General features: G+C 36.2%; 26 protein-coding genes and 1 tRNA gene. 9 read left to right on the top strand and 18 right to left on the bottom strand.

Features of this window, described 5'->3' with window-relative positions; translation table 11 throughout:
* Positions 1-80: 80 nt before the first annotated feature.
* Positions 81-659 carry a hypothetical protein gene (locus tag KBF89_05995; protein ID MBP9115881.1) on the top strand — a complete coding sequence of 193 codons (579 nt, stop codon included), beginning with the start codon at positions 81-83 and terminating at the stop codon, positions 657-659.
* Between the two features lie 16 nt (positions 660-675).
* On the top strand, positions 676-1,434 hold the full coding sequence (locus tag KBF89_05990; protein ID MBP9115880.1) for a phosphatase PAP2 family protein: 759 nt from the start codon (positions 676-678) through the stop codon (positions 1,432-1,434).
* Here the strand turns inward: KBF89_05990 and KBF89_05985 are convergent.
* On the bottom strand, positions 1,341-2,213 hold the full coding sequence (locus KBF89_05985) for a LysR family transcriptional regulator (GenBank protein MBP9115879.1): 873 nt from the start codon (positions 2,211-2,213) through the stop codon (positions 1,341-1,343). The two genes, KBF89_05990 and KBF89_05985, sit on opposite strands and share 94 nt — an antisense overlap.
* A gap of 275 nt (positions 2,214-2,488) precedes the next feature.
* Between KBF89_05985 and KBF89_05980 the strand changes: the two genes are divergently transcribed.
* Together KBF89_05980 and KBF89_05975 are read left to right on the top strand one after the other, a co-directional pair.
* The gene (locus KBF89_05980; GenBank protein MBP9115878.1) at positions 2,489-2,827 is read left to right on the top strand and encodes a WhiB family transcriptional regulator; all 339 of its coding nucleotides are present in this window, start codon (positions 2,489-2,491) and stop codon (positions 2,825-2,827) included.
* A gap of 151 nt (positions 2,828-2,978) precedes the next feature.
* On the top strand, positions 2,979-3,890 hold the full coding sequence (locus KBF89_05975; GenBank protein MBP9115877.1) for a PAC2 family protein: 912 nt from the start codon (positions 2,979-2,981) through the stop codon (positions 3,888-3,890).
* Positions 3,891-3,894: 4 nt separating this feature from the next.
* Here KBF89_05975 and KBF89_05970 read toward each other — a convergent pair whose 3' ends face one another.
* A complete protein-coding gene (locus tag KBF89_05970) occupies positions 3,895-5,220 on the bottom strand; it encodes a M20/M25/M40 family metallo-hydrolase (GenBank protein ID MBP9115876.1) in 1,326 nt (441 codons plus the stop codon).
* A 40-nt stretch (positions 5,221-5,260) separates the two neighbouring features.
* On the opposite strand from KBF89_05970, the gene KBF89_05965 reads away from it, so the two are divergent.
* Positions 5,261-5,722 carry a hypothetical protein gene (locus tag KBF89_05965; GenBank protein MBP9115875.1) on the top strand — a complete coding sequence of 154 codons (462 nt, stop codon included), beginning with the start codon at positions 5,261-5,263 and terminating at the stop codon, positions 5,720-5,722.
* On the opposite strand, the gene KBF89_05960 is transcribed toward KBF89_05965, so the two are convergent.
* The 3 genes from KBF89_05960 to groL all read right to left on the bottom strand — a co-directional run bounded on the left by KBF89_05960 (position 5,714) and on the right by groL (position 9,229).
* Positions 5,714-6,469 (bottom strand): chlorite dismutase family protein, encoded by a 756-nt coding sequence (locus tag KBF89_05960; protein ID MBP9115874.1) that lies wholly within the window; start codon positions 6,467-6,469, stop codon positions 5,714-5,716. The two genes, KBF89_05965 and KBF89_05960, sit on opposite strands and share 9 nt — an antisense overlap.
* A 21-nt stretch (positions 6,470-6,490) precedes the next feature.
* Positions 6,491-7,396 (bottom strand): hypothetical protein, encoded by a 906-nt coding sequence (locus KBF89_05955; GenBank protein MBP9115873.1) that lies wholly within the window; start codon positions 7,394-7,396, stop codon positions 6,491-6,493.
* A 189-nt stretch (positions 7,397-7,585) separates the two neighbouring features.
* Positions 7,586-9,229, bottom strand: coding sequence for a chaperonin GroEL (gene groL / locus KBF89_05950; protein MBP9115872.1), 1,644 nt, complete (start codon positions 9,227-9,229; stop codon positions 7,586-7,588).
* Between the two features lie 160 nt (positions 9,230-9,389).
* On the opposite strand from groL, the gene KBF89_05945 reads away from it, so the two are divergent.
* Entirely contained in the window at positions 9,390-9,797 is a 408-nt protein-coding gene (locus KBF89_05945; protein ID MBP9115871.1) for a metal-dependent transcriptional regulator, read from the top strand.
* Between the two features lie 7 nt (positions 9,798-9,804).
* Here the strand turns inward: KBF89_05945 and KBF89_05940 are convergent, their stop codons facing one another.
* Entirely contained in the window at positions 9,805-10,902 is a 1,098-nt protein-coding gene (locus KBF89_05940; GenBank protein MBP9115870.1) for a hypothetical protein, read from the bottom strand.
* Positions 10,903-11,187: 285 nt separating this feature from the next.
* Between KBF89_05940 and KBF89_05935 the strand changes: the two genes are divergently transcribed.
* Positions 11,188-12,027 (top strand): HAD family phosphatase, encoded by an 840-nt coding sequence (locus tag KBF89_05935; protein MBP9115869.1) that lies wholly within the window; start codon positions 11,188-11,190, stop codon positions 12,025-12,027.
* Between the two features lie 10 nt (positions 12,028-12,037).
* On the opposite strand, the gene KBF89_05930 is transcribed toward KBF89_05935, so the two are convergent.
* From KBF89_05930 to KBF89_05885, 10 genes are all read right to left on the bottom strand, one after another.
* The gene (locus tag KBF89_05930; protein MBP9115868.1) at positions 12,038-12,637 is read right to left on the bottom strand and encodes a LytR C-terminal domain-containing protein; all 600 of its coding nucleotides are present in this window, start codon (positions 12,635-12,637) and stop codon (positions 12,038-12,040) included.
* A 63-nt stretch (positions 12,638-12,700) separates the two neighbouring features.
* Positions 12,701-12,773: transfer RNA gene (locus KBF89_05925), tRNA-Thr, on the bottom strand.
* A gap of 120 nt (positions 12,774-12,893) precedes the next feature.
* Complete coding sequence (locus tag KBF89_05920) at positions 12,894-13,856, bottom strand: RNA methyltransferase (protein MBP9115867.1); 963 nt, start codon at positions 13,854-13,856, stop codon at positions 12,894-12,896.
* The gene (gene cysS / locus KBF89_05915) at positions 13,829-15,250 is read right to left on the bottom strand and encodes a cysteine--tRNA ligase (protein MBP9115866.1); all 1,422 of its coding nucleotides are present in this window, start codon (positions 15,248-15,250) and stop codon (positions 13,829-13,831) included. The genes KBF89_05920 and cysS overlap by 28 nt, the downstream gene beginning before the upstream one ends.
* Before the next feature lie 96 nt (positions 15,251-15,346).
* Positions 15,347-16,201, bottom strand: a complete 855-nt coding sequence (locus KBF89_05910; GenBank protein ID MBP9115865.1) for an NAD-dependent epimerase/dehydratase family protein — start codon at positions 16,199-16,201, stop codon at positions 15,347-15,349.
* A complete protein-coding gene (gene ispF, locus KBF89_05905) occupies positions 16,201-17,349 on the bottom strand; it encodes a 2-C-methyl-D-erythritol 2,4-cyclodiphosphate synthase (GenBank protein MBP9115864.1) in 1,149 nt (382 codons plus the stop codon). Before ispF ends, KBF89_05910 begins: the two co-directional genes overlap by 1 nt.
* 57 nt (positions 17,350-17,406) lie before the next feature.
* Positions 17,407-18,081, bottom strand: a complete 675-nt coding sequence (locus KBF89_05900) for a CarD family transcriptional regulator (GenBank protein ID MBP9115863.1) — start codon at positions 18,079-18,081, stop codon at positions 17,407-17,409.
* Between the two features lie 65 nt (positions 18,082-18,146).
* The gene (locus tag KBF89_05895) at positions 18,147-18,935 is read right to left on the bottom strand and encodes a dienelactone hydrolase family protein (protein MBP9115862.1); all 789 of its coding nucleotides are present in this window, start codon (positions 18,933-18,935) and stop codon (positions 18,147-18,149) included.
* Positions 18,935-20,341: a DNA repair protein RadA gene (gene radA, locus KBF89_05890; protein MBP9115861.1), complete on the bottom strand. Its 1,407-nt coding sequence runs from the start codon at positions 20,339-20,341 to the stop codon at positions 18,935-18,937. The genes KBF89_05895 and radA overlap by 1 nt, the downstream gene beginning before the upstream one ends.
* On the bottom strand, positions 20,334-20,984 hold the full coding sequence (locus KBF89_05885) for a hypothetical protein (protein MBP9115860.1): 651 nt from the start codon (positions 20,982-20,984) through the stop codon (positions 20,334-20,336). Before KBF89_05885 ends, radA begins: the two co-directional genes overlap by 8 nt.
* Positions 20,985-21,167: 183 nt before the next feature.
* On the opposite strand from KBF89_05885, the gene KBF89_05880 reads away from it, so the two are divergent.
* Both KBF89_05880 and KBF89_05875 read left to right on the top strand, forming a co-directional pair.
* Positions 21,168-21,935 (top strand): aquaporin, encoded by a 768-nt coding sequence (locus KBF89_05880; protein MBP9115859.1) that lies wholly within the window; start codon positions 21,168-21,170, stop codon positions 21,933-21,935.
* A 220-nt stretch (positions 21,936-22,155) separates the two neighbouring features.
* Entirely contained in the window at positions 22,156-22,929 is a 774-nt protein-coding gene (locus tag KBF89_05875) for a hypothetical protein (GenBank protein ID MBP9115858.1), read from the top strand.
* Positions 22,930-22,978: 49 nt separating this feature from the next.
* On the opposite strand, the gene KBF89_05870 is transcribed toward KBF89_05875, so the two are convergent.
* Both KBF89_05870 and KBF89_05865 read right to left on the bottom strand, forming a co-directional pair.
* Positions 22,979-24,463 carry a hypothetical protein gene (locus tag KBF89_05870; GenBank protein ID MBP9115857.1) on the bottom strand — a complete coding sequence of 495 codons (1,485 nt, stop codon included), beginning with the start codon at positions 24,461-24,463 and terminating at the stop codon, positions 22,979-22,981.
* A 127-nt stretch (positions 24,464-24,590) separates the two neighbouring features.
* A partial coding sequence (locus KBF89_05865; protein ID MBP9115856.1) for a hypothetical protein occupies positions 24,591-24,895 on the bottom strand: 305 nt, incomplete at its 5' end.

Raw genomic sequence — 24,895 nt, 5'->3', positions numbered from 1 at the left:
CTTAGGCTATAACCATTCTATTTATTTAGGATCGTGTAGTATTTTTTCAAATATTATTACCTTTTAAGACAGGAAAAGAAATGCCAGACAACATAGACCCACTTGAACCTAACCCTGATAATATTCAACAACCACAAAACCCTTATATTCCTGAAATACCTATGCCTCCTGCAGCGCCAGAGAATCCACAATATCAAAGCCAGTATCCCGATCCATATAGTCAAAAACCTAAAAAGCGAAAATATGTTAAGTGGCTAATAATTGCACTTGTATCGTCTTTACTGCTTTGTGGTCTAGGTATAGGAGGATGCACTTATTTTGTCTATTCAAAATCAAAACCAGCGTTAGACGCTACAAATAATTTTTACAAAGCTGCAAAAGATGGTGATGATCTCTCATCTTTGTTATGCGAGAAAGGCACAGGCTACAGTAGTGTTAGCGAATTTGAGTCTGATATTATCGACCAAATAGGAATATATGGAAATGTTGTATCTTACAACTTTAACTCCGTAAAAAGTGATTCAGTTGATGGCTTTACAAAAGTATCAGGCAAAGTAGTTAGAGATAATGGAGACGGCAATAAGACATATAATGCTGTAACATCGGTACATAAGGAAAATGGAAAATTCAAAGTATGCGGTATAAGCGAACTTCCATAAAAGTCATCCGGTAATCATGGTAAAAATCAACAATAAACTTGGAAAAGAAATAGCAATTATTGCTGCACTATATAGTGTTTATACGCTTTCTAGAAATCTTTCCGACGTGTCAGAAAGAATTGCTTTTCTACATGCAAAATCGGTTTTAAAAGTAGAAGACTTTCTGCACATTGATATTGAACACGCTATTCATACCTTTTTTAGAGATAAGACATACATATACATATTTGGGAACTATTTTTATGGTTCACTTCATTTTATTGCTACATTATTTTGTTTATTTTATGTATTCTTTAAGAATCAAGAACGCTATAACCAAGTAAGAAATACTATTGTTTGTTCTACTCTGCTTGCATTGGTCTGTTTTATCTCATACCCATTAATGCCACCTCGTTTATTGCCAAAGAGCTATGGATTTTTAGACACATTAAGTAAATATCCAACATTTTGGTCGTTTAATTCTAAAGGTTTTGCAGCAATTTCAAATCAGTTTGCAGCAATGCCTTCAGTACATATCATTTGGGCCTCATGGTGTGTTTATGCTTTATATCCAAGAATGAATTCAAAGTTAAAAAAGATGTTTTTATTTTTATATCCCTTAACAACAACATTCGTAATTATTGTTACCTCTAACCATTATATTTTGGACGCACTTGGTGCATTATTGGTCTTGGGCATTGGTTACTTACTAAGTCGAATGATAACATCGCTAACAACGCGCTCCGCCATAGATAAAACAGAATCTGTTGCTGAAATTAATGCCAAGCTCCTATAGGGTAAATCTTTAATAGAATATCTAACCATATTTGACATATCTTCTGGAAGTGCTGTTACTGGCAATATCGAACAACCAACTCCAGAGCGCACAAGCCTTGGAATTAATCTAATACCTTCACAATCTACTGGGACTTCCAAAACAACGCCTTGTGAAGTAGCAGCTTTATCTATCCATCTACGCAATGGGTTTGTTTTTGAAGTCATGACATGTGGATACTTAGCAATATCCTTAAACGTCTTCATTCTTGAACTCAGACCATACCCTACGGGAGCAATGCCTACTAGTTCTTCTTTACACAAGGTTGTTACATCAACCCTTGAATCAATAACAGGTTCGGTAACTACAGCTAAAGAAAGCTCATGTGATAGAACTTCAGCCAACAATCTCTCTGAGGGTGCTTCTGTAACATGTAATGTCACTCCTGGTGATGATAATCTCATCTCTGGAACAAAACTGGGTACCAACCATCTTGATGCTGTGCCAATTACACCTATTGTTGCATGACCTATTTCTAAACCTTGAAGCATTGAGAGATCTACCAACATAGAATCAACTTCATTATTAATACGTTTTGCTCGGTCAACAACTACTTGTCCCTGCTCAGTGAGCCGGGCTCCAGTTCTAGATCGAACAATCAAGGTTGTACGTAACTCATTCTCTAAACCCTTTAATTGTGCTGATATATTCGATTGGACCGTGCCTAACGAATCAGCAGCTGCTTGAAAACTACCTGTTTGCGAAATAGCGGTCAAAATTTCTAGTTGTCTTAAATCCATTTTTATCTTTCTCAACACTCTTTTTCAAGGTGCTAACACTATATGATGCGTTTATTGAATCATTAAGTAATACTATCATAAATAACGATAGGTGTCATCTTATATATTTGTTTGACGGATAGATGAAGCTGTGAGAGAATAAAGAAGTTCCCCCATCTATGTCAGAAGATCGGTTCCCCCACCGATCTTCTTTCATAACTTTTTTACAGAAAAATTTCTGGCATTATTTTTGAGAACCGTCTATAATAATTTATATCCCCCGGAGGCAAATAAACATGGAATCAACAATCGTATTTACAGGTCCACTTACTTGGACAAACAAGGCAGCATGTAGCGGTCAAACATCATTATTTTTTCCGCCACCCGGTGAGAGACCTGAAGCACGTGCACGCCGTGAGGCAAAAGCAAGAACAATTTGTGCTGTGTGCCCGGTAATGGATGATTGTAAAGAATGGGCAAGAGACCACCGAGAATACGGCTTTTGGGGTGGAGAGTCCGAAGAAGACAGAGCTGCAGCAGGTTTCAGAGTTGAAATGCCTGTTGGTAGAGTTGCAAGATACCCTAAAGGTGATGGCGCTCCAGTTGTAGCAAGAGGTGAAGGTGCTCCAGTTTAATTGATGCCCTTAACAAAATTGATTTAAACTCCGCATTATTTGCGGAGTTTTTTTATTGTATCACTATATATATTTCCGAAACTGTCAGGCACAAGCCCCTCTTAAATATCCCGATGCTAAATTCTTGTTCCGTATCACTTAGCATTTTACGATGAAAGAATCGAAGAAACCCGTCGAGACTGATGGAGCAATTATTTGGTATGAAAAGCCAAAATTAAATAATCCAATATTTCTAGCAACCTTTGAGGGTTGGAATGATGCCGGCGATGCTGGTAGCGATGCATCAAATTGGATACTTAATGAATACGATCCACGGCTAATTGGAGAAATTAGTGGAGAAGATTATTTAGATTATCAACAATTAAGACCAAATATAATTGTAAATGAAGAAGGGATACGTGAAGTTTCATGGCCGTCTAATGAAATATCACTAGTATCAATACCTGGATCGAATCATGACATTATAATCCTCAATGCTTTTGAGCCGAATTATAAATGGAAATCGTTTAGTCAAGACGTCATCAAAATTTTAACAACTTTTAATTGTGAAGAAGCATTCACTTTCGGTTCTTTGTTGGCAGAAGTTCCCCATACTCGTCCAACAAGACTTACAGGAATTGCAACAGACAAAGATCGCCTTAATGCTTTGGAAGTTCTGCCATCTAACTACCAGGGTCCTACTGGAATAGTAGGGATATTACATGCAGCATTTCAAGAAAAGGGAATCAATTCAACTTCACTCTGGGCAGCAGTACCTCATTACGTAACACAAAGCCCTCAACCAAGTGCTATTAATGAACTTTTAAATACTTTTGGCGCATTAATAGGTATTGATTTTGATACAAGCCTCATTGCTTTGCGAACCCAAAAATGGGTTGATGATGTATCTGAAGCTATTGAAGACGATGATGAGGCCTCAAGTTATGTTGCAGACTTAGAAGAAAGATTCGATGCAGGTGATATTTCAGAAGGCTTTGATATGATGCCTGAAGAATTACCAAATGCTGGTTCAATTGTCTCAGAGGTTGAACAATTTCTTCGTGACCAACCAGATGAGAAATAAATTTTTAGCTTAATAATTCTTTTATTGTCCTCTTATACATCTCTTTTGTGAGAAGTAATGATTCGATATCTACCTTTTCGTTTCGTGAATGAAACATGTTTAGATGATCAATATATGAAATTTCCTTTGAGAATAATCCAAAACCATATGCAATTGATCCACGACGTCTAAAAAATCTAGCATCTGTTCCATATGGAGCAATAGTTGGAATTAATTTTGCATTATCAATAAGTGATCTCGAAACATTCTGCAAAATATCGAAAAACTTATTATCTGTAGAAGAAATCGAACTTTTATTGTGTTGTATATAAGTCACCGTTACTTTTTCTCTAATATCACCCAAAGCATCATCAATCATTTTTGCAATATCTAGCTCATTTACTCCCGGAAGCGATCTGATATCTATACCAAGTTTTACATGATCCGCAACAGTATTAATTTTTGTACCGCCAATAATAGTATTTGGCGAAAAGGTATTGTGACAGCATGAATGTAATACGCTTGATAATTGTTGATCGATATGTTTAAGTGCTTGGTCATGTTTATCAACATTTGATAATTGTTCTGCCAAATCTTTATTTATACCCAGCGCACTGATAAATGTTTCCCAGCCATCAGTAAAAGATATTGGTGATTTATATTCAACAAATCTATCTATTATCTCAGTTGCACTTATTATTGCATTATCAGCACCATATGGTTTAGAACCATGTGTTGGTATACCTTGAATATTCAACTCGGCCCAATGGACACCTTTTTCACCAACTACTATTGGTAAATATATTTCATCACCAAGCGGCAACTGACTACCACCGCTTTCTGTTAATACGTAATCAGCAGTAACTAATTCAGGAAATTCTTCTAGTAGGAAATCTGCACCATACTTCCCGCCATTTTCTTCATCTGCTACAGCTGCAAAAATAAGATTTCCTTTTGGTTTAAAACCTTCTTCGATTATTTCCTCTAGAGCTAATGCCATTGATGACGTCAGATTTAACATATCGATTGATCCTCGGCCATGTACAAATCCATTAGATATTTCACCTGCGAATGGATCGAAATCCCAATCTTGGCTTACCGCTGGGACAACATCACAATGACCTAATAGCAAAAGACTAGGTGCTGATCTATCGCTTCCATCTAACCGGACTACTAGATTATCTCTTCCATTGACCTTATGGTGTCGCTCGATTTGGATTGAATTAGAATATTTAGAAAATATTGTTTCTAAAGTATCAATATTTTTCGATTCATTACCAGAATTTAATTCACCAGTATTGACACACTCATTTTGAATTAATTTAGATAATAGCTCTGATGACTTATTCACACGCTACACTCTAATTGAAAAAGAAGTATTAAGGAAATGTATGGAAAATACTTATAAAGAACTTTCGGTTTTATTTTTGGTCAAAAATCATCCTAATATTTGCAAGATAATGCATGGCACCTTTGGTGAGCCAGTCGATTCATATTGGAATGGTTCTCATACCTGGTTTGAAGAACCGGATTTATTGCATAATACAAGAATTGAATGGCGACTACATCCTGTATCGGGTTTTGATATGCCAAAGGCTTCTCGACCTGAAGAGCTATTCGAGATGATAATTGAAGGAAGTATGGACGTTGAACACTATATAGAAGGTCTAGAAGTGTTTCCAGTTGATGAGAATGAAATTACTATTGAAGAATTCAAAAAATATGTTTTTGAGCGTATTAACATCGAAGCAGATTTTTCGGGCTTCATAGATCACGAAAGTATCGCTAATGAATATGAAAAATCTAATGGCGATGTTTCTATAACTTCTTTAATAGCAGCGCAGTTAAGATAATACTTTTACTATATCTACAATTTTACCTATTGTAAAATGGCCAAACTCACCGTAAAGAGCACTTGCTTGGTCGTATCGCATTTCATATACTATTTCTTTTATATCAAAGAGTGAATCAGAAACCAAGGTAACACCCCATTCATAATCTGTTAAACCTGTTGCTCCAGTGATTAATTGTATAATTTTTCCAGAATATTTTCTTCCCAGTGCACCATGGCTTCTCATATATTTAGCTCGCTCATCAAATGGTAATGCATACCAGTTTGCATGGGATTCTCGTTTTTTACTCATTGGATAGAAACAGATATATTCTTTATTAGGTATTTCTGGATATAGTTTATGTTTCTCATATACTGAAATACGTGCTAACCATTGCGTCATCATTTCTGATTTTTCATCATCAGTTGCATCAAGCGTATCTATTCTGGCTTGTTCTTCTATTTGAGTTGGAGTATATTCACTGAGCTCAGTTATTGAAAAGAAACTATCTTCTATATTAACTTCTAACTTTTTTAGATCTTGTTCAAATTGCCATATTGCATCTGCATCTTTACTTAAACACATAAACATAAAGTCACATTCATATCCGAATATTGAAGAAGTTATTATTTGAAAGTTACTACTTTTATATTTTTCTACTAACTGAATTAAACTATTGCCAACATCTTTTCGTATAGCGCCTTTCGGTAAAGAAACCATTAAGTTCGTAACGAACATGCCTTCTTTTGCTTTATCTGGATCTTCCATGTGATACCTCTATTTATAAATCTAAGGAGTTATTTCGCTTGCAGCCGGAGCTTTAACATTTACATCTACTCCATAATTGAAATAATTCATAGTTACAACCATTGTTAACTTTCCGCCAGGAGCGCCTGAACCGCCAGGTGCGCCTGAACCAGGAGCTAATAATGATGTATCGTCAATACTTAAAGTCATTTCGAATTTTTTAATTAATGAATTCTTATCAATCCAAACATTTGCAACTATATCTTTAGTGAAAGTTTTTTCTATTGCTTCTATAGAGTCATCTGATAGGTCTCCTCCAGATGCCTTAGCCTGTTTCTTTAAGTTTTCAGGACTAAGAGTTACTTGATATTGTGTTGTCGAAACACCGTCTATGTCTTCTTTACCAATTGTTTTATAGTCATCTTTAGCACCCTTAAAATATTCTAAAAACTGTGAAGGGTCCTGTGTGGAATTTCCACTTGCAGAAACAGCTTTCGCTTTCTTCCAAGAAGATGCTGATCCAAGTATTGATGGAGTTTTTGTGTAAGTGAAACCATCAACAGTTCTTGTCTCAATTATTATTGGATCTGTTGACTCAACTCCGCCACCACCAAGTGATCCGAATAAAGATGTCATGTCAATACTAATCTGAGACTCATTTTTTTCAAATGATTGGACACCACTAATTAGAAGATCTCCATTAACAGGTAAACCAGTACCGTCACCATTTAAAGATATAGTACCTTTAATTTCTACCGACTTTTGTTTTTGAGTATTTTCTGCAGATTTAACAAGTAGATTTCGAGAAATGGTTGAATCTTTTTTAGTAGTTTCGGTTCTTGAACTTGAACTTTTACTCTTTGAAGTAGATTTTTTGTCACTAGAACATGCGAATAAACTTAAAGTTATTACTAATAATAAAATTACTGCTGATAGATATTTTTTCATGTATTCCTTCTTATTTAGTGGTCTACTTTAATACTATACGATCTTGCCTCATAACTAAAACTCTGTTCCTAAGAACAGAGTTTTAGTTATTGAAATAGTATAAGGTTTTCAGGGATTGTACTTGTAGAACGATCACCCACAGCTTTGTAGAAGTGAGGACAGTGAATGAAACTAGTTCAATTCCGATCCTTAGAAGCCCATGCCTCCCATATCACCCATGCCGCCATCGCCCATAGGAGCGCCAGCACCAGCAGGTTCCGGTTTGTCAGCAATTACAGCTTCTGTTGTTAAGAACAAAGCAGCAATAGATGCAGCGTTTTGCAATGCAGAACGTGTAACTTTCGCAGCGTCAATAACACCAGCTTTTAACAAGTCTTCGTATTGGCCTGTTGCAGCATTCAAGCCTTCGTCACCATCAAGGTTACGAACTTTTTCAACTATAACTCCGCCTTCTAAACCAGCATTTTTTGCGATTTGAAAGATTGGTGCTTCTAGCGCTTTTGCAATAAGTTTTGCACCAGTTGCTTCGTCGCCTTCTAAAGTCTCAACCAGAGCCAAGATTTCTTTTTGTGCACGAAGCAATGTAAGTCCACCACCAGCAACAACACCTTCTTCAACAGCAGCTTTTGTAGTTTGAACTGCATCTTCAATACGGTGTTTCTTTTCTTTAAGTTCAACTTCAGTAGCAGCTCCAACCTTAATAATTGCAACTCCACCTGAAAGTTTAGCTAAGCGTTCTTGTAGTTTTTCGCCATCGTAATCAGAATCAGTATTTTCAATTTCATTACGAATTTGTTGAACACGTCCACTAACAGCTTCTTTATCGCCAGCACCTTCAACGATTGTTGTTTCATCTTTAGTGATAACAATTTTTCGTGCAGTACCAAGTAGGTCAAGAGTAGCAGTTTCAAGTTTCAAGCCAATTTCTTCAGCGATAACTGTACCACCAGTAAGAATAGCCATGTCTTCAAGCATTGCTTTACGTCGTTCACCAAAACCTGGAGCTTTAACAGCAGCAGATTTGAAAGTTCCACGAATTTTATTTACAACGATAGTTGCTAATGCTTCGCCTTCTAAATCTTCAGCAATAATACAAAGTGGTCGTCCTGATTGCATTACCTTTTCAAGAACTGGAAGAACATCTTTTACAGCAGAAATCTTTGAAGATGTAAACAAGATATAAGGATCATCTAAAACAACTTCCATACGATCTGGATCTGTAACGAAGTATGGTGAGATATAACCTTTATCAAAACGCATACCTTCTACAAGATCTAAATCCATACCGAAAGTTTGTGATTCTTCAACAGTTATAACGCCGTCTTTACCGACTTTGCCAAGTGCTTCAGCGATAATTTCACCGATTTCAGTACTTGCAGCAGAAATTGATGCAACGCTTGCAATTTGTGTTGGATCAGTATCAACTTTTTTAGAATTGTTCATGATGTAATCAACAGCAGTTTGTGTAGCTTGTTCAATACCGCGTTTTAAGCCCATTGGGTTTGCACCAGCAGCTACCATTTTGATTCCTTCAAGAACCATTGCGCGAGCTAGAACAGTACCAGTTGTTGTGCCGTCACCAGCAACATCATCTGTTTTCTTAGCAACTTCTTTAACCAAAGAAGCACCAATGTTTTCAAATGGATCTTCTAGTTCTATTTCTTTTGCAATAGATACACCGTCATTAGTGATTGTTGGCGCGCCCCATTTTTTGTCAAGTACTACGTTACGACCCTTAGGCCCTAACGTTGCAGCAACTGCATCAGCAAGCTTATTCATACCTGCAACGATTTTGGTACGTGCATCGTCTCCAAAAATTATTTGTTTAGCCATTATTTATCCTTTTGAGTTTTATGATTTTCTTGTCGATTTGCCCCATATAAACAGTGCAATTCCATAGATTACCAATAGATTAGCACTGTAATATCTCAAAGTGCTAATTGTTGATAGATAGATGAATATATGAAGATATAAAATAGTCTAAAATTATGACATGGCAGATCTACATGACTCTAATGAACATTACTTAATGGCAATCTATGAAATTGACGAAGAAGGCGTAGCTGTTATACGTGCTCGTATTGCACGTCGCTTAAATATATCTGCTCCATCTGTTAGTGAGCATATAAATCGCATGGAGAGCCAGAAACTCGTTAAAATAAATGAAAAGAACATTATTTCATTAACTAAATCAGGCCATAAAATAGCAGTGGGTATAGTTAGACGTCATCGCTTGGCAGAATGTTTACTTGTAAGTTATATTGGTTTAGACAAAAATGATGCTCATAAAGAGGCTGATCGACTCGAACATGCAATCAGCGAAAAAGTAGAAAAGAAACTCGCTGAAGTACTCGGTTTTCCTACCCACTCTCCGGATGGAAAAATAATCCCTGTTAATTAGTGTTAGATTATTTTAATGATCTAGCACGTAGAATTGATTTTAGACCAATAGCATTAAACGGATTAGATACTGAAGTTGCAGGTAGATTAGATTGCGAGACAGGGTTCCCATTTATTATTACTGTTCCAGTAAACAAAGCTTGCGCAACAATTAAATATCTGCCTTTTTTGTAAATCTTCATGGCATATGTTTGTTTTGGATCTTTTTTATCTTTTCGACTTATTTTTTTAAATTTTATAGGACAGTCGGGAGCATCTGACAGTTTCCATGATTCAACTACCCATTCTCCTGTACCATCTTTTAAGAAACGAATTACTGAAATATTATATTTCTCGAAATCAAAATTTATATCGGCTGCACTTTGTAATGATTGAGGAGTCACCTCAAAAGTCACTTTTAGACTCTTCATACCAACTGTTTTTTGTTTGAGTTCAATTGTTTTATCACTAAGAGTTGCTAGTTCATCTCCAAAGGTAATTGTTGGTGGAAGTTGTTGAAGCAATACATCCTGAGGGACTGATCCAGTTAGTGGCAGACATTCAACAATAAGTTTGCTTCTACTAAATAGCCACCAATTCTTACCTGCCCAACCATGCCATTGATCATTGAGAGATGGATCATGTCCCGGTGGCACATCTGCACGATTAACACCAGAACCATCAGAACGATTATATGTATCTAGATTCCAAGATGTATCCCAAAATTTTGTACCAGGTGCTCCACCAAGTGCTTCGCCAGTATTTCGATCTATAGCCACTTGATAATGTTCATAATATGGACCTGGTGTGCTGGTCGAATAACCTATACCTGGAAATAGGCCTCTGTCAGGATTCGGACATTCAGTAACTGATGGATTTTGAATAGGCATATATCCATTTAGCTGAGCAGTATGGCCGTTCCAATATCCACTTCCACCTCCACCTGTACCTGAATGTGTACCTGGATTACCTCCAATATTTCCGCCACACGTTATACCACCTGGTACCGTTTCACAATTCTTAACATTTGCAGAGCTTGGAGTTGCAAAAACTGGGAATGAAGACAGTGAAGTAATAAGTATTGCTAGAAAATATTTCTTATGTCGAGAAAATATTTTATCTTTCATTTATACACCAGAGACCAATCCATATTTTAAACCTAATATTCGCTACAGCTAAACAAAGATATGATATCTTGTTAATGTAGCGAATATGTACTTATATTAGAACACAAAATTGGTAATATTACTAGTGAAAAGTTCTTATAACCAGGTTAAATACAATTATTTACTAATAAATCGAAATCAAAAACGAACTTAGCGAATGAAGCGAATATCGCGAATATTGCGAATCAATAAGCTCAACTTCTATATTTATGACGTCAAAAAATAATCGATTAGAATACTTAAATTATGGCTAAAAATCTTGATAAAACTAAAAAAACTATATATGTAGATCTAGATGGCACTCTAGTAGGTAAAAATGGATCCTTACTTCACAACCATTTGGGTGAATTATCAACATCCTCTATTGACGGTATTAACAAAGCTCATGATAATAACTGCGAGATCATAATTGCAACCGGAAGAGATATCTATAGAACAGCAGATTTTGCAAGGGTACTTGGGCTTAATAAATTTATAGCAGAAGCAGGATGTGTTATAAAAACACAAGACGAAGTGAGTTTAAATTTTGGTGAGGCAATAAAATATTTTGATTTCAATAATACAACCCACGAAGAATTTCATAAAAAAGTTGTTGAAGCTAGTATTTTCTTAATTGAGAAATTTCCTGATCAGATTGAATTACATGAAGAATTCAATCGTGGCCAATATGGAACAACCATGCTTAGAGGTAATATTGACGAACAAAAAGCTAATGAACTACTTAAAGACCAATGGCCGTATTTAGAAATATATGGCAATGGACATGGGATGTTTAGAAGATCAATGCCCGGAGTAGAAAATGTATTAATTTATCATCTTGCTCCTATAGGTGTAACAAAAAAAAGTGGAATTGAATTTGATCAAAAACTTCGAGACTTAAAAAAACAAGACTGTTTTATGATTGGCGACGGCTATGCAGACTTGGTCTGCTCACCAGCAGTAAACACTGTATATGTGCCAAGCAACGGAATTAAATCAGATATAAATAGTAAAGAGTACGCTGATAATCACGAAAATGTGATTGTGCTAGATGGTTCTCACAATGAAGGTTTTGAACAAGCAATTGATTTTATTATCAATAATTAGTATTTAAATACTATGAAACATTTCCTACAATAACAACTACATTTGCATTAAGCAGTTCCGAGACAGCCCATTGCGATGGAGTGCTTGATGGAAATTGCTCAATAGTAATCTTCTGAGGAATTTGTAATACCTTTAAAATTCCTGGCATAATATTTTTTGCAATATTCGTTGCATCTGGTTCAAATCCTGTTTTGTAATAGACAAAAGTTCCAACATCTTTTGAGCTATCATCACCTGAAGCCAAAACTTTATATCCTAGTTTTCCTATTTCAGTTGCTGTATTTGCAGCAACGCCTCCAAATTGGGAACCATTTAAAACTAATACTGAAACCGATGAAGGTTTTTGGGTATTTGAGACGACTGTTGTTGTCGTTGTTGTTGTTGTTTTGGATTTAGATTTAGAGGCTTTTGAATTTGTTTTAGCTTTAGTATTTACAGTTTGAGCCTTTGTAGTTGAATTATCTAAATTAGATTTCGAATTGTTATTAACAATCCAAACAAAAATAAATCCTACGATTATAGCTATTGTAACCAAAGCTAGCATTTTGGTTGACGGTGAGGGACTAGATTTAAAATTAGAGTTTTGATTTCCCTTATTCGAATTATTCATTTGTCCCCTTAATAAATGTACGAATATTACATTAGTAGCTCGAAGTGCAACAAACAACGCATGAGCCGGATGTCGGAATCGAACCGACGACCTACTGATTACAAATCAGTTGCTCTACCGACTGAGCTAATCCGGCTTGGAATTAATATTATTAACCCAAAAAATGCTTTGCAGCATTTGGTTTCAAGAGCCATGACCTTCGAAACGCTGAAAGATTCTACCTTATGTAGATGCTAACTTTTCAACTAATACTAAATTAATTTCGTAAATGCGCCAAATGCATCAAAGTAACAGCTGCAGCTGCAGAAGCATTTAATGATTCCGTATTGCCGTATTGATCTATTTTCAATAGATGATCACAACGCTTACGTACTAGTTGAGAAAGTCCTTTACCTTCTGACCCTATTATTACAATTACTGGTCCCGCACTTTCTTTAATGTCATATAGTGATTCTTTTGATTCACCTGCCATACCTAGCGTTGTAACACCAGCTTTTTGTGCCTTCATAAGGAAAGATGGTACACCAGAACAAAGTCCAAAGTTCATAAATTCAACAGCCCCTGCTGCATTTTTTACTGCTGATGGAGATAAATGTCCGCTTCTATGTTTAGGTAATATGACACCTGTTGCACCTGCGACTTCTGCACTTCTAATTATTGCACCAATATTATTTGGATCTGTAAGAGAATCGAGAACAACTAAAAATGCTTTTGGATTTAATAACATGTCATCAAGTTCCATCGGTTTTTTTTCTGTACAATATGCAATAACACCCTGTGGCGATTCTGTTCTAGCCCTACCCATAAATTGTTCTCGTGATAATCTAGTTACACGAGTATTCTTTAATTCAGCTTTATATATCAATGAAGTCATTTCTGGACTGTCTGCAATCTCTCGATCTACATAAAGTCTTGTCACTTTTCTTCTACCATGTTCAATTAAAACTTCTACAGCATGGAAACCCTCAACATGTTCCCCACCCAAGCCATATTTGAGTGTACGGTTTGGTTCTTTGAATGATGATCCTTCACTGCGTTCAGAATTACGGGTGCTAGCACCTGCATTTCGGGTACTACCTGTTCGTGGTGAACTTGCACTTCCTGATTTTCCAGGTTCAGTTCGTACCCGTCCAGTTGCTTTTTTGTTCTGTGTTTTAATTTTTGAATGTGCTTTTTTATTATTATTACGAATTACTTTATCTTCGTTTCGACGTGCCATGTCGTCCCTTTCGGTCCATCTTCTATAACTACACCATGCGAAATTAACTCATCACGAATTTCATCGGCTCTTGAAAAATCTTTTGTTTCTCTAGCTACTTTTCTTTGTTCTATTAAATCTAATATTTGGTTTTCATCGATATTTGCTTTAGTACTAACTAGCTCAGTTAAATCAATTCCAAGTACTTGCATCAGTTCAACAATAGTTACAAATAAAACTTTTACTCTGTCATACTCTTTTTCATCTAATGAGATATTTGCTTCTCTCAAAGCTTCAAAGACTAGCCCTAATGCTTGTGGAGCATTAAAATCGTTGGCCAAAAGATTAATAAATCGTCTTTGGATTAATTCATCTATTTGTGCACTTGAGTCAACATCTAGTTCACGATTAAAACGACGGTAAAATGAATCGAGCCTATCCATAGCTGCTGAGGCAGCACCTAGAGATTCATCGCTAACTTCTATTTGGGAACGATAATGTGTTTGAATCATCAATAACCTAAGCGCACGTGGGCCGTGTTGACTGATGGCATCTTTAAGCGTAATAAAATTATTTAACGACTTGCTCATTTTCTCACCATTAATATTTAACATTGCACTATGTATCCAATATTTAGCAAATACATCACCAACACCGCAACTTTGTGCGATTTCGTTTTCATGATGAGGGAATACTAGGTCTGTACCTCCGCCATGGATATCAAAACCTTGTCCAAGAATACCAATACTCATTGCAACGCATTCAGTATGCCATCCTGGCCTGCCGTCTCCCCATGGTGAAGGCCACGAAGGTCCGTCTTGTTTCACTTTTTTCCAAAGCGCAAAATCTAAAGGAGATTTTTTTTCTTCGTCTACATCAATTCGACTACCAGCAGATTCAATTAAGTCATCAAGAGTTCTATGGCTTAGCGATCCGTATTCTTTATAATCAGTTACAGAGAAATAAATACTTGTAGACGTCTCATAAGCAAAATCTTTTTCTATAAGTTTTTTAATAAGTTCCACCATTTGGGGAACATATTCAGTTGCATGAGGATCAAATTCTGGACGCTCAATACCTAATGAATCGAGTTGCTCTAAATAAGTTTGTTCGTATCTTTTTGTTATAACCGATTCTTCAACATTTTCTTGTTGTGCTTTTGCAATAATTTTATCTTCGATATCAGTAATATTTCTTGCTAGTGTTACTTCGTATCCGATATATCTAAAAAATCTTCTTATTAGATCATATGTAAAAGCTGTTCTTCCGTGTCCTAAATGAGGATCATCATATACTGTTGGACCACATTGATAAATTGAAACTTTTCCTTCATCACGTGGTTTAAAGTCTACATTTTTTCTTAGTTTTGTATCATAAAACGTTACTTGTGTATTTTCGGGTAATAATTCGGCCATAGAGCTGATTAGTCTAACACTTTCTTATAAATTCCTCATCGTAGTATTGATTTGTGGAAATATTATTTTTCAACTAAATGTTTAAGTCAATAGCGATTATTCTAGATAGTCTTGAGCAATTATCTTGACTAGCTCGCTGAGCGTAATCGTAGGATAGCCCAACCTCGCTGATAGCGATGTGTCGATAGTTGAATTAGGCAACCAGTTTTCTTCAGAACCACCTGGTTGTACTAAAACTGAATCGATATCTAAAGCTTTTGCTATTTTCGATATTAGATCAAAATAAGTAGACCCTTGTATAGCAGCGACGTTTAATAATCTATTATTTTGTGAATCATAATCGACAAAATTCGAAATCGCATCAGCTAAATGATCTATCAATGTATAACTAAACAGCTTTTCCGCGTCAAGCTTCACCGGCAAACCTTGCAATAATACTTTTAATGTATCTGGAAATTGTTTCTCACGGTCATAATTTTTATTAAATCCAACAAACCTTCCACTTCTGGTTATTAAATAAGTGATACCTGATTCTTGTAATAGTCTTTCGCATTCATACTTAGATTCACCATATTTATGGCGAGGCCTAGGCAAATCATTTTCCATATAGCCACCAGTATTTTCTTTACCTCCATAAAGTGATTCTGATGAAGTGAATATGAATTTTGCACCAGATTGTTTTGCACACTCAATTAGAGTTTTCATTATTCCTACATGATTATCAAATATTTGTTCAAGTCCTTTATCTCTTCCGACCATAGCTGCTGTGTGCAGAATAAAATCAGGTTTGAAATCGGCTGATATTTTTATTACGCATTCACTATCGAGTAAATCAACCCGGTGAACCTCATTAGACCTGCTAAGACCTAGTATTTCATATTTTGTTCCATAAAGTTCAATGAATTTAGATCCTAAATATCCACTTGATCCTGTTAAAAGTATTTTCTTCATTATTTTATACCTATTTTGTTAAGCAGAATAGTTGAATAAACAGCGATTGCTTCTGCCCTACCGATCTCACCAATGCCCTCACCATGTTTTGGAGTGATCGATATTTGAGTATTCTTGTTAGAAATAGACTTAATCGAAATTGAGATTTTTTCTTTCATTGCTTCAAGATAGTTAGACAATTTCGGTTCTTGTGCATTTATTATTATTGAAATATTGTTTATCTCATAACCTTGATCAGCAACAAGTTGTATTGCAGAATCTAAAAACTTAAATGAATCCGCATCTTTATTCTCTTTTTTATTTGCGGGAAATAATGTTCCTAAATCTGGCGCTCCTATTGCGCTTAGCAACGAATCTGTTATTGAATGTGCAACTGCATCTGAATCACTGTGGCCTTCAAGTCCAATATGATCAATTTCAATACCACCTAAAATTAATTTTTTATTTTTGTCTTTTGAAAAAGGGTGTATATCGTATCCTGTACCTATTCGAATTGTTGTCGATAAAGCGCTACCTGACAATTCATTGCGAACGATGTTTAGATCTAATATAGTGGTAATTTTTCTATTCGATTCTTCACCGTCAAAAATAACTACTTCATAACCCGCTTTTTCCAAAAGTGCTCCATCATCTGTTTCTACAGAACTATTCTCATAAGCTTTGCGTAATGCTTGCGCATTAAATATTTGTGGTGTTTGAACAGCTCGAATATTTACACGTGCATGAGTTGTTTCAATAACTTCACTGTTTCTTTTAACCGATTTAATAGTGTCGGTCACAGCAATTCCAGGAATCACACCGTATCGGCCTTGTTCTATTAGCTTTCTACCATGTTCAAAAAGTTTTTTTGTTACCATTGGTCGAGCAGCATCATGAATGGCAACGATTTCGACATCCTTTGGAACGGCATTTAATCCGTTGCGAACAGATTCAGACCTGGTGGCACCGCCTTTGACGACTGCAAAAATATTTTCATTGCAATATTTGTCGGGATCAATAACAACAATTACACCGTCACTAGACTCGCTTGCAATTCTTACACTTCGATCTAAAACAGTTTCTGTATCTAAAATTTGAAAAAGTTTGTCAGCACCAAATCTTGCTGATGAACCGCCTGCGACAACAATTGTAAACATTTTATTGGACATGAAATCCTTTAATTGTGTATAACTATCCATGTAAGGACAGGCCTTACAGTTTGGCGTTTATTTATTTGTGGCTTTTTTAGCAACTGCCTTTTTAGTAGTAGTAGTAGCTTTTTTTGCAGCTGGTTTAGTTTTTGCTTTTACTGAACTCTTCGCAGCTTTTGCAGCAGCCTTTTCAGCTTTTACTTTCTTTTCCGCACGAGCATTCTTTTTCTTTGTTGCAATAATGTCAGATACATCTTCAAGTCGCAAAACACGGTTTAGTGTATCATCAGCTTGTTCACGATCAAGGTCGAGTGCATAACTAAGCTCCGAAGTAAGTATATTCCTTGCTTGGCTGAGCATTCTCTTCTCACCAGCACTTAACCCTTTATCACCATCTCTAGAGGATAGGTTTCTTACGACTTCTGCCACCTGATAGATATCACCACTTTTTAATTTTTCGATATGGTTTTTAAATCTTCTTGACCAGTTTGATGGTGTACGAGCATCTGTTTTCATAATCACAGCGAAAACTTCTTCTACTTCGCTAGGGTTAATTACGTCTCGAATTCCAATCTCATCAACTTTTTCTGCAGGCACCCTAACCACAAGATCTGTATAAGCTACTCGCATTAACAAATAATCAACATTTTTTACTTTACCGTCAGTTTCTATTTTGATTTTCTCACGTTTTTCGACAATTGCAGCACCGTGGTGAGGATAAACGACTTTATCGCCAACATTAAAACTCATTTTGTTCCTTTTCGTATCATTTGCGAATATAATAGTCTTATATTGTACCTTATTTGAGAGAAATTTTAAATTCGGAGACTTGTTTTCTCACTAATGAAGTCGAAGGCAATTTTCCAAGCTAATTTAGCATCAGCTTGTCTATACTCAGAACGACTTGGGTTATGCATAAATGCATGGCCAGCATTATCAAAAATTTTAATTTCAGATCCTAAATTTGTGTGATGTTCGTCTTCAAATAATTTAATTAGCTTATTTACATCATTGATTTTTGCGTACTCTTTATCTTGACCACCAATTATTGCTAAAACTGGTGAGGCAGTATCCATTGACAGGTAATCTAACGGTTCGCGTTGAGTTTCACTCTTCCAATGTTCTGGAAGGTTAATCATCCCATAACAAGATACTACAGCATCAAAAATTCCAGTACCAGCACATTTGAAAGCATACATACCCCCAATACAAAAACCTATTAGTGCAACTTTTGTACATCCATGTTTTGATTTCAATATTTGTGCTGCACCAAGCAAATCACCACATTGTTCGACGTCGTCAAGTTCACATATGCGTTGCAGTTTTTCTTCACGTGATAGCTTTACAATATTTTGTAACTTTGTAAATGGTTCAATTGCAATAGTTGGTATACCCCTTGCTGCGATTTGAAATATAGTGTCATCAACCAATGGGCTTAAACCAATAATATCTGGATGAAGTACTAGGCCTAAGCCATGAACAGACTCGGGAAAGGCTACTGAAATTTCTGTACCTGATCCTAAAACTAGATGGTCACATTCAACTTGTGTTTCTAAAAATTCATTTTTTGGCAGAAAATCTATTACATCGAAATTTTCTAACATTAAATTCCTACTAAATCAATAACCGTCTTTAGCATTACTTCATTTTTTATTTCTATTTGTTCTAGGTCTAAAGATTTCACATCGGTTTTAGCTAAGTTTAAAAATATATTTTTATATCTACGTCTATCAGCTTCACGTATGCGTCGTGAGCTATGCGGGCTTGATCGAACTTCCCCAGATAAACCTATTTCTCCAGCAAAAACAAAATCTTTAGTAACGGGGACTTCTTTTAATGCGCTAGCAATAGCAACACAAATTGCTAAGTCCAAGCCTGGGTCTTTAATTCGTATTCCACCAGAGAGCGAAACATAAACATCGTGGAAGGATAGATTTATACCACAGCGTTTACTTAAAACCGCTAGTAATGAATTTAATCGCGAAGTTTCAAATCCTTGTACAATACGGCGAGGATTTGGATTAGACGTAACATCGACTAAAGCTTGCACTTCAATAAGAAAAGGCCGTGAACCATCGACGGCAGCACCAACAACTAAACCACTTGGACGAGCACCACCTACATTTGTCATCAATGCTGAATCTGAATCTAAAGCAATTAGACCAGTTGAAGTCATATCGAATAAACCAAGCTCATCAGTATTTCCAAATCGATGCTTTGTAACTCTTAATGTTCTCACTAAGGCATGGTCGTCACCTTCAAAACTAAGCACTGTATCAACTACATGTTCTAGAACACGAGGTCCGGCTAAGGTACCTTCTTTTGTAACTTGGCCTACCAAAATGACTGTCACTCCAGTGCGCTTTGCAAACTCAGTTAGGCGATGTGCGCATTCTCGAACTTGTGAGACTGTTCCTGCTGATGATGATATATCTGCACATGACACAGTATGGATAGAGTCGACAACGAGCACTGAATATTTTTCTTTATTAGCGTGTGCAATAATTTCTTCTATTTTTCCAGTTGCAACAACTCCAACATTTTGTGACGCTATATTCAGTCTTGATGCGCGAGACCTTATTTGTGAAGATGATTCTTCAGCACTCGCATAAAGTGAACCTATATTTCTTTCAGCAAGTGATCCTAAAATTTGCATAACTAATGTTGATTTACCAATTCCTGGTTCGCCTCCAATTAGAGTTACTGAACCAGCTACCAAACCGCCACCCAATACGTGATCAAATTCTTCTATACCAGTTGGCATAGGTATTGCAGAGATAGGATCTATTTCTTGTAGATTTGCTACTTTGCTTTTTTCATTTCCTAGTAATGAATCTAAATTATGGCTGTTTGTAGTTTGGCTAGATGCACCTTCGACAAGAGAATACGAAGGGTCAATAATGGATTCTACAAGAGTTCCCCATGCACCACATTCACTACAACGCCCAAGCCATTTCGGAAATTGACTTGCGCAAGTTTGGCATTCATATACAGTTTTCAATTTACCCATGACTTGATATTAACCTAGGGCTGTGCCATTTACGATAAGCTAAGAAAATTGCCAAGGCCAAAGCTAACAAAGCACCCATATTACCAATGATGAAGGCTGCTCTAGTTTTTTCTCCTGTTAATGAAACTTTTTCTAATTTAGTAGATTTACCTGAGATCTCTTTTTCAGTACTTTTATTAATTAATTCATCTTTTATTTTTATGTGCAAAGTCGAATTATCAAATGCTTTATTTATTAAATTTTCATAATCAGCGAATTCGACTCCATTATCAGATAATGTTTTTTTAACATTCTCATCTTTCAAATAAATATCTCGAAGTTTATTTAAATTTATATCAATCAATATAGATCGTTTCTGATTCAGAATGGAAGTTTGTCTGTTTATTCTTAGATCGTAAGTTTGTGATCCAATCATCACACTAAGTATCTTTTTTAGCTCAGTTTCAGAATCAAAACTTCTACTTATTTCAATAGTGTTTTTATTTTGAGAAACATTAAAACCTAATTTTTTTAAATCACTTGAATGAAAAATTGTTTTAATATCAATTGGCTTATAAGCATCGCCACGAATTATTGAAGCTGCTTCATCATCTAAAACAATCTTTAATTTGAACTCACCACTATTAACGCTATTCGAATCCATCGACACTTCTAGAGAACTTTGTGCCTTACAGGAAACTAAAAATATGCACACCAACGTTGAAATCAGGGCAAATTTTAGAATTTTATAAATATATTTACTATTTATACGCAAAGATACTCTTTTCTTGGTCAAATTTGTACTACATTTTTTATTCTCGTCAAACACTATATAGAAAGAGGCGAAATGAAAGACAATCAAGTAAAAATATTTATCGCAGAAGCGATAGGAACTTTGGTCCTCGTCCTTGGTGGATGTGGAACCGCAGTAATAGCTACAGGCGGCTTTCCACTTAACGCTAAAGGTGCAGGTCTGAGCGTTGGTGTATTAGGCGTCGCAATAGCATTTGGTCTTACACTTTTATGTATGGCCTACACAATAGGGCCAATCTCAGGATGCCACATAAATCCTGCAGTTACATTAGCAATGGTTATTGCTAAAAAAACAAAGACAACATTATTGCCAATATATTGGGTTGCTCAAGTTACTGGTGGTGTGCTCGGAGCTTTGATAATCAAGGTTATTGCAAGTGGAGTTAAAGGCTGGAACATTAAAGAAGTTGGTTTTGCAACTAATGGGTACGGAAAATTAGACGCAGTTACACAAGTTGGCTCGCCAGGAGGTTTTTCACTTACTGCTGTTGGTGTTTCGGAGATTGTTTTAGCTGCACTGTTTACTCTTGTAGTTGTTCATACAACTCGCAAAGACTATGCAGTTGGTTTTGGTGGTATAGCAGTGGGTCTAATGTTAGCTTTGGTACATTTAATTTCTATACCTATTTCAAATACATCAGTGAACCCTGCTCGTTCATTTGGTGTTGCATTGTTCAAAGGCGGAGATGCATTAAGTCAAAACTGGGCCTTCTGGGTATTCCCACTTATTGGTGCAATAATTGGTGGACTGATTGCTACTTATGTATTAACTGAAGATAAAGTTGCGGAGATAAGAAGTTAAACTCTTATTAATAGATAAAACATGTTCAATCCCGGCTTATTAAGAGTCGGGATTTTTTGTCTTAATAAGTTATTTGACCTTATAAATATTTATCGATATTTTCACTTTAATCTATAATCAGATCGTATTGCTAATAAAGCCACCCCGTCGAGAATTGACTTAAATTTATGCTTAAAGTAAAATCTATTACTTAAACTAGTTCCTTTAATGATCGAGATATATGCCCAATCCTTTTAATACTTATGGTGATGCAGCCAGTGATGGTGGCGGCTTCATGCTTGGTGCGGCGCTTTTTACAGCTGCTGTTCTGACTTTTTCTTGGGTACCCGATGTATGGCAGTCATTTAAAGACTTTGTTCATCCTGCAACACGTGTCGAGTTAGCACATGAATTCCCTCAGACAGGAAACGCTGTAGTTGGCAAGTTAGAAAGAACTCCTGGATATGATAAAGACTATTCTTCTGAATACCAACTCTCTGTAGTAGGAGATCGCACACAAGAAGATGGATATAAATTTAAAGATATTGGTAAGTCAGCGAGTCACACAACCTCTAGGACTACAACAGTTAGTGTTGTTGTTGAGCTATCTCCTAACGGAAAGGTTTGTAGACTTTCAGAACCAGAAATTGAAATTGCTGGCAAAGAAGTTATTGAAATTCAACCTAATGGGCACCAAATAAAATTGTATGAATACCGTTTTGGCAGCGAAGTTGTAGATCTAACAACGAACGACCCAGATTTACTAAGACAATATTGGGATGATGGAATCAAAGGGTATAGACATGGAACCGATAGGATTTGGGATCCAATTACATCTACATATGGAGAAGAACCACTAGTTTCAGAAGAACCACCATCTCCAGCACTTGCTAATAGAAGATGGCAAGGTACAACGCCAATAGGTATGATCATCAACTTTCCTACAAAAACTCAAATCGGATGTATGGCAGATGATTCAACTAGCTTTGTACCTTCAACAATATCACCTCGTTAGTTAACCTTATCGAATATATAAATTGATTGAAGTTGTTGAAAATAAAGATTTAATTTTCTTGACCGTACACATCTTTAGCTGTTGAAATACCTGTTGTATCTGCGCCAAATTCTTCAGCACATCTTCTTAGCGCTGAGCCAACATGTTTTGCCAAAGACGGGCCTGAAGGAACTGTATCTTCATTAAGATCAAAAATGATCATTCCATAATTTGAACCAGGAAGTACCCTAACTTTTCCAAAATTTTCTAGCGCTTTGGCATCATCGATTTTTACTACAGCCTTAGTATAACGATTAAGGTCTGCTTCACCTTCTAGGTGCATTTCATCCTCTTCATTAAACGAAGCATACAATTCCATCTCTTCGTCTTTTTCAAAATCCCCCGCTTGGTAAACACGAATTTTTGCCCACGGAACTGCATCGCCAGCAGCTAAAACAGTATCTTCAACCGCACCTATAAACTCATCTGGAATATCTTCTAATTGACCAGCCAACGCTAAATCTTGCATAATTTCTAATGGAAAATCAGGTAACGCATTTGCAACATAACCAAGGCCGTCACCTATTCGAGTATTTAATTCATTAATGACATAACCATTTTTTCCAGCTATTCCATCACAACAAAAAGCGCCCCGATAATTATATTCACTTCTAAGAGCATCTCCAACAAGTCGCGCTACGGATCTCATTTCAACACGCAGTTCAATTGATGGTTGCCAATATGTATTTGTACCAGCAAACCAAAATTTTCCATGTTCGCCACGCAAAACTAAAAGTTCAACGGGTCGAAATATTGCTACACCATTATCAAAAACAAATCCGTGAATTGAACATGGTCGACCTTCAATAAATTGTGCAATTCGGATTGATTCACAAGCGCTTGAAAATTTTTCAACAAAGTGATCTAAATCTTGTTCTTCTGCATCTGGTCGCATCCATCGCACCATATTTCCTCGCGAACTCAAACCCTTTGTAGAGTCGCCAGACCATACTGTTCCATCGCCTTGATTCATCATTTTTGATGCTTGCGCCATTGAATCATATTCTGCATCAACAATTGTTGAACTTGGTGCTGGAATTTCATGTTGTGCAAAAAAACCGTCGATAAAAGTTTTGTCTTCTAATTGTACCCAATCGGATTTTCTTGCTGCATCAATTTTTCTACCAAAAGCATGTGTAGATGTTCGGAATCTAAATATTGTAAAGAATGCTGTTTTATCTGGGTCAAAATCATCAACAGCTTTTTGAATATATTCTGGTGGGTTTTCGAATAGTTCGATCCAGGATGCTTCATTAGTAAAAATTTCAGGATCAATTTCTAATTCAACATCAATTCTTGTTACGTCGTCACCTAAATTAATTTCGTCATTTATTGGAGTTTTTAATGTGATAGCCAAGAATGGACCTGCACCCATTGTTCTAAACTGTTCAATTTTCGCTTGAAAAGATGATGCGCCGTCACCTGTTAATATTACTTTTCTACCCTGTACACGTTCACGTACAAAGTCACGTATATCGTCTAATGATGATGCCATAATAAAACCTCTTAACTACATTATGTCTGTTTTACTTGGAAGTCATGAAAAACGAACATTTTACGTTACCAGCATTTTATCGACAATTAAAATTGTAGGTTTACAGGTTTATAGTTCAACTAAATAATTATTGGATAACGTGATATGTCCATTTATATTCTGTCGCAGCACTTAGCCCTGTGGTTCCCGTTGTGAATTTGAAAGTATTCGTTGCCGGAGTTGCGAAGATTGCAGCTCCTGCGCTCAACGATGCCGCATTACTATTGGTCGGTGAGAAGACAACTTGCGGAATACTTGAATATGCATTTGCAAATGTCAGTGTTAACACATCTGCTGATACGCTTGGCGTGCCACCAGTTGTAAGAGTGATTGTACCTGCTGTGTCTGTTCCAACAACACTTATTGTTGGCGATGTTCCAGCACCGACATCTG

This window comes from Acidimicrobiia bacterium (genome assembly GCA_018057765.1).
Taxonomy (GTDB): Bacteria; Actinomycetota; Acidimicrobiia; order IMCC26256; family JAGPDB01; genus JAGPDB01.
The sequence above is the reverse complement of the archived record's forward strand: the minus strand, read 5'-3'. Positions and strand labels throughout refer to the sequence as shown.

What these genes read in the sequence shown, in the direction of transcription:
- KBF89_05995 (MBP9115881.1), top strand. Translation starts at nt 81, where the DNA reads ATGCCAGACAACATAGACCCACTTGAACCTAACCCTGATAATATTCAA.
- KBF89_05990 (MBP9115880.1), top strand. Translation starts at nt 676, where the DNA reads ATGGTAAAAATCAACAATAAACTTGGAAAAGAAATAGCAATTATTGCT.
- KBF89_05985 (MBP9115879.1), bottom strand. Translation starts at nt 2,213, where the DNA reads ATGGATTTAAGACAACTAGAAATTTTGACCGCTATTTCGCAAACAGGT.
- KBF89_05980 (MBP9115878.1), top strand. Translation starts at nt 2,489, where the DNA reads ATGGAATCAACAATCGTATTTACAGGTCCACTTACTTGGACAAACAAG.
- KBF89_05975 (MBP9115877.1), top strand. Translation starts at nt 2,979, where the DNA reads ATGAAAGAATCGAAGAAACCCGTCGAGACTGATGGAGCAATTATTTGG.
- KBF89_05965 (MBP9115875.1), top strand. Translation starts at nt 5,261, where the DNA reads ATGGAAAATACTTATAAAGAACTTTCGGTTTTATTTTTGGTCAAAAAT.
- KBF89_05960 (MBP9115874.1), bottom strand. Translation starts at nt 6,469, where the DNA reads ATGGAAGATCCAGATAAAGCAAAAGAAGGCATGTTCGTTACGAACTTA.
- KBF89_05955 (MBP9115873.1), bottom strand. Translation starts at nt 7,396, where the DNA reads ATGAAAAAATATCTATCAGCAGTAATTTTATTATTAGTAATAACTTTA.
- groL (MBP9115872.1), bottom strand. Translation starts at nt 9,229, where the DNA reads ATGGCTAAACAAATAATTTTTGGAGACGATGCACGTACCAAAATCGTT.
- KBF89_05945 (MBP9115871.1), top strand. Translation starts at nt 9,390, where the DNA reads ATGGCAGATCTACATGACTCTAATGAACATTACTTAATGGCAATCTAT.
- KBF89_05940 (MBP9115870.1), bottom strand. Translation starts at nt 10,902, where the DNA reads ATGAAAGATAAAATATTTTCTCGACATAAGAAATATTTTCTAGCAATA.
- KBF89_05935 (MBP9115869.1), top strand. Translation starts at nt 11,188, where the DNA reads ATGGCTAAAAATCTTGATAAAACTAAAAAAACTATATATGTAGATCTA.
- KBF89_05930 (MBP9115868.1), bottom strand. Translation starts at nt 12,637, where the DNA reads ATGAATAATTCGAATAAGGGAAATCAAAACTCTAATTTTAAATCTAGT.
- KBF89_05920 (MBP9115867.1), bottom strand. Translation starts at nt 13,856, where the DNA reads ATGGCACGTCGAAACGAAGATAAAGTAATTCGTAATAATAATAAAAAA.
- cysS (MBP9115866.1), bottom strand. Translation starts at nt 15,250, where the DNA reads ATGGCCGAATTATTACCCGAAAATACACAAGTAACGTTTTATGATACA.
- KBF89_05910 (MBP9115865.1), bottom strand. Translation starts at nt 16,201, where the DNA reads ATGAAGAAAATACTTTTAACAGGATCAAGTGGATATTTAGGATCTAAA.
- ispF (MBP9115864.1), bottom strand. Translation starts at nt 17,349, where the DNA reads ATGTCCAATAAAATGTTTACAATTGTTGTCGCAGGCGGTTCATCAGCA.
- KBF89_05900 (MBP9115863.1), bottom strand. Translation starts at nt 18,081, where the DNA reads ATGAGTTTTAATGTTGGCGATAAAGTCGTTTATCCTCACCACGGTGCT.
- KBF89_05895 (MBP9115862.1), bottom strand. Translation starts at nt 18,935, where the DNA reads ATGTTAGAAAATTTCGATGTAATAGATTTTCTGCCAAAAAATGAATTT.
- radA (MBP9115861.1), bottom strand. Translation starts at nt 20,341, where the DNA reads ATGGGTAAATTGAAAACTGTATATGAATGCCAAACTTGCGCAAGTCAA.
- KBF89_05885 (MBP9115860.1), bottom strand. Translation starts at nt 20,984, where the DNA reads ATGGATTCGAATAGCGTTAATAGTGGTGAGTTCAAATTAAAGATTGTT.
- KBF89_05880 (MBP9115859.1), top strand. Translation starts at nt 21,168, where the DNA reads ATGAAAGACAATCAAGTAAAAATATTTATCGCAGAAGCGATAGGAACT.
- KBF89_05875 (MBP9115858.1), top strand. Translation starts at nt 22,156, where the DNA reads ATGCCCAATCCTTTTAATACTTATGGTGATGCAGCCAGTGATGGTGGC.
- KBF89_05870 (MBP9115857.1), bottom strand. Translation starts at nt 24,463, where the DNA reads ATGGCATCATCATTAGACGATATACGTGACTTTGTACGTGAACGTGTA.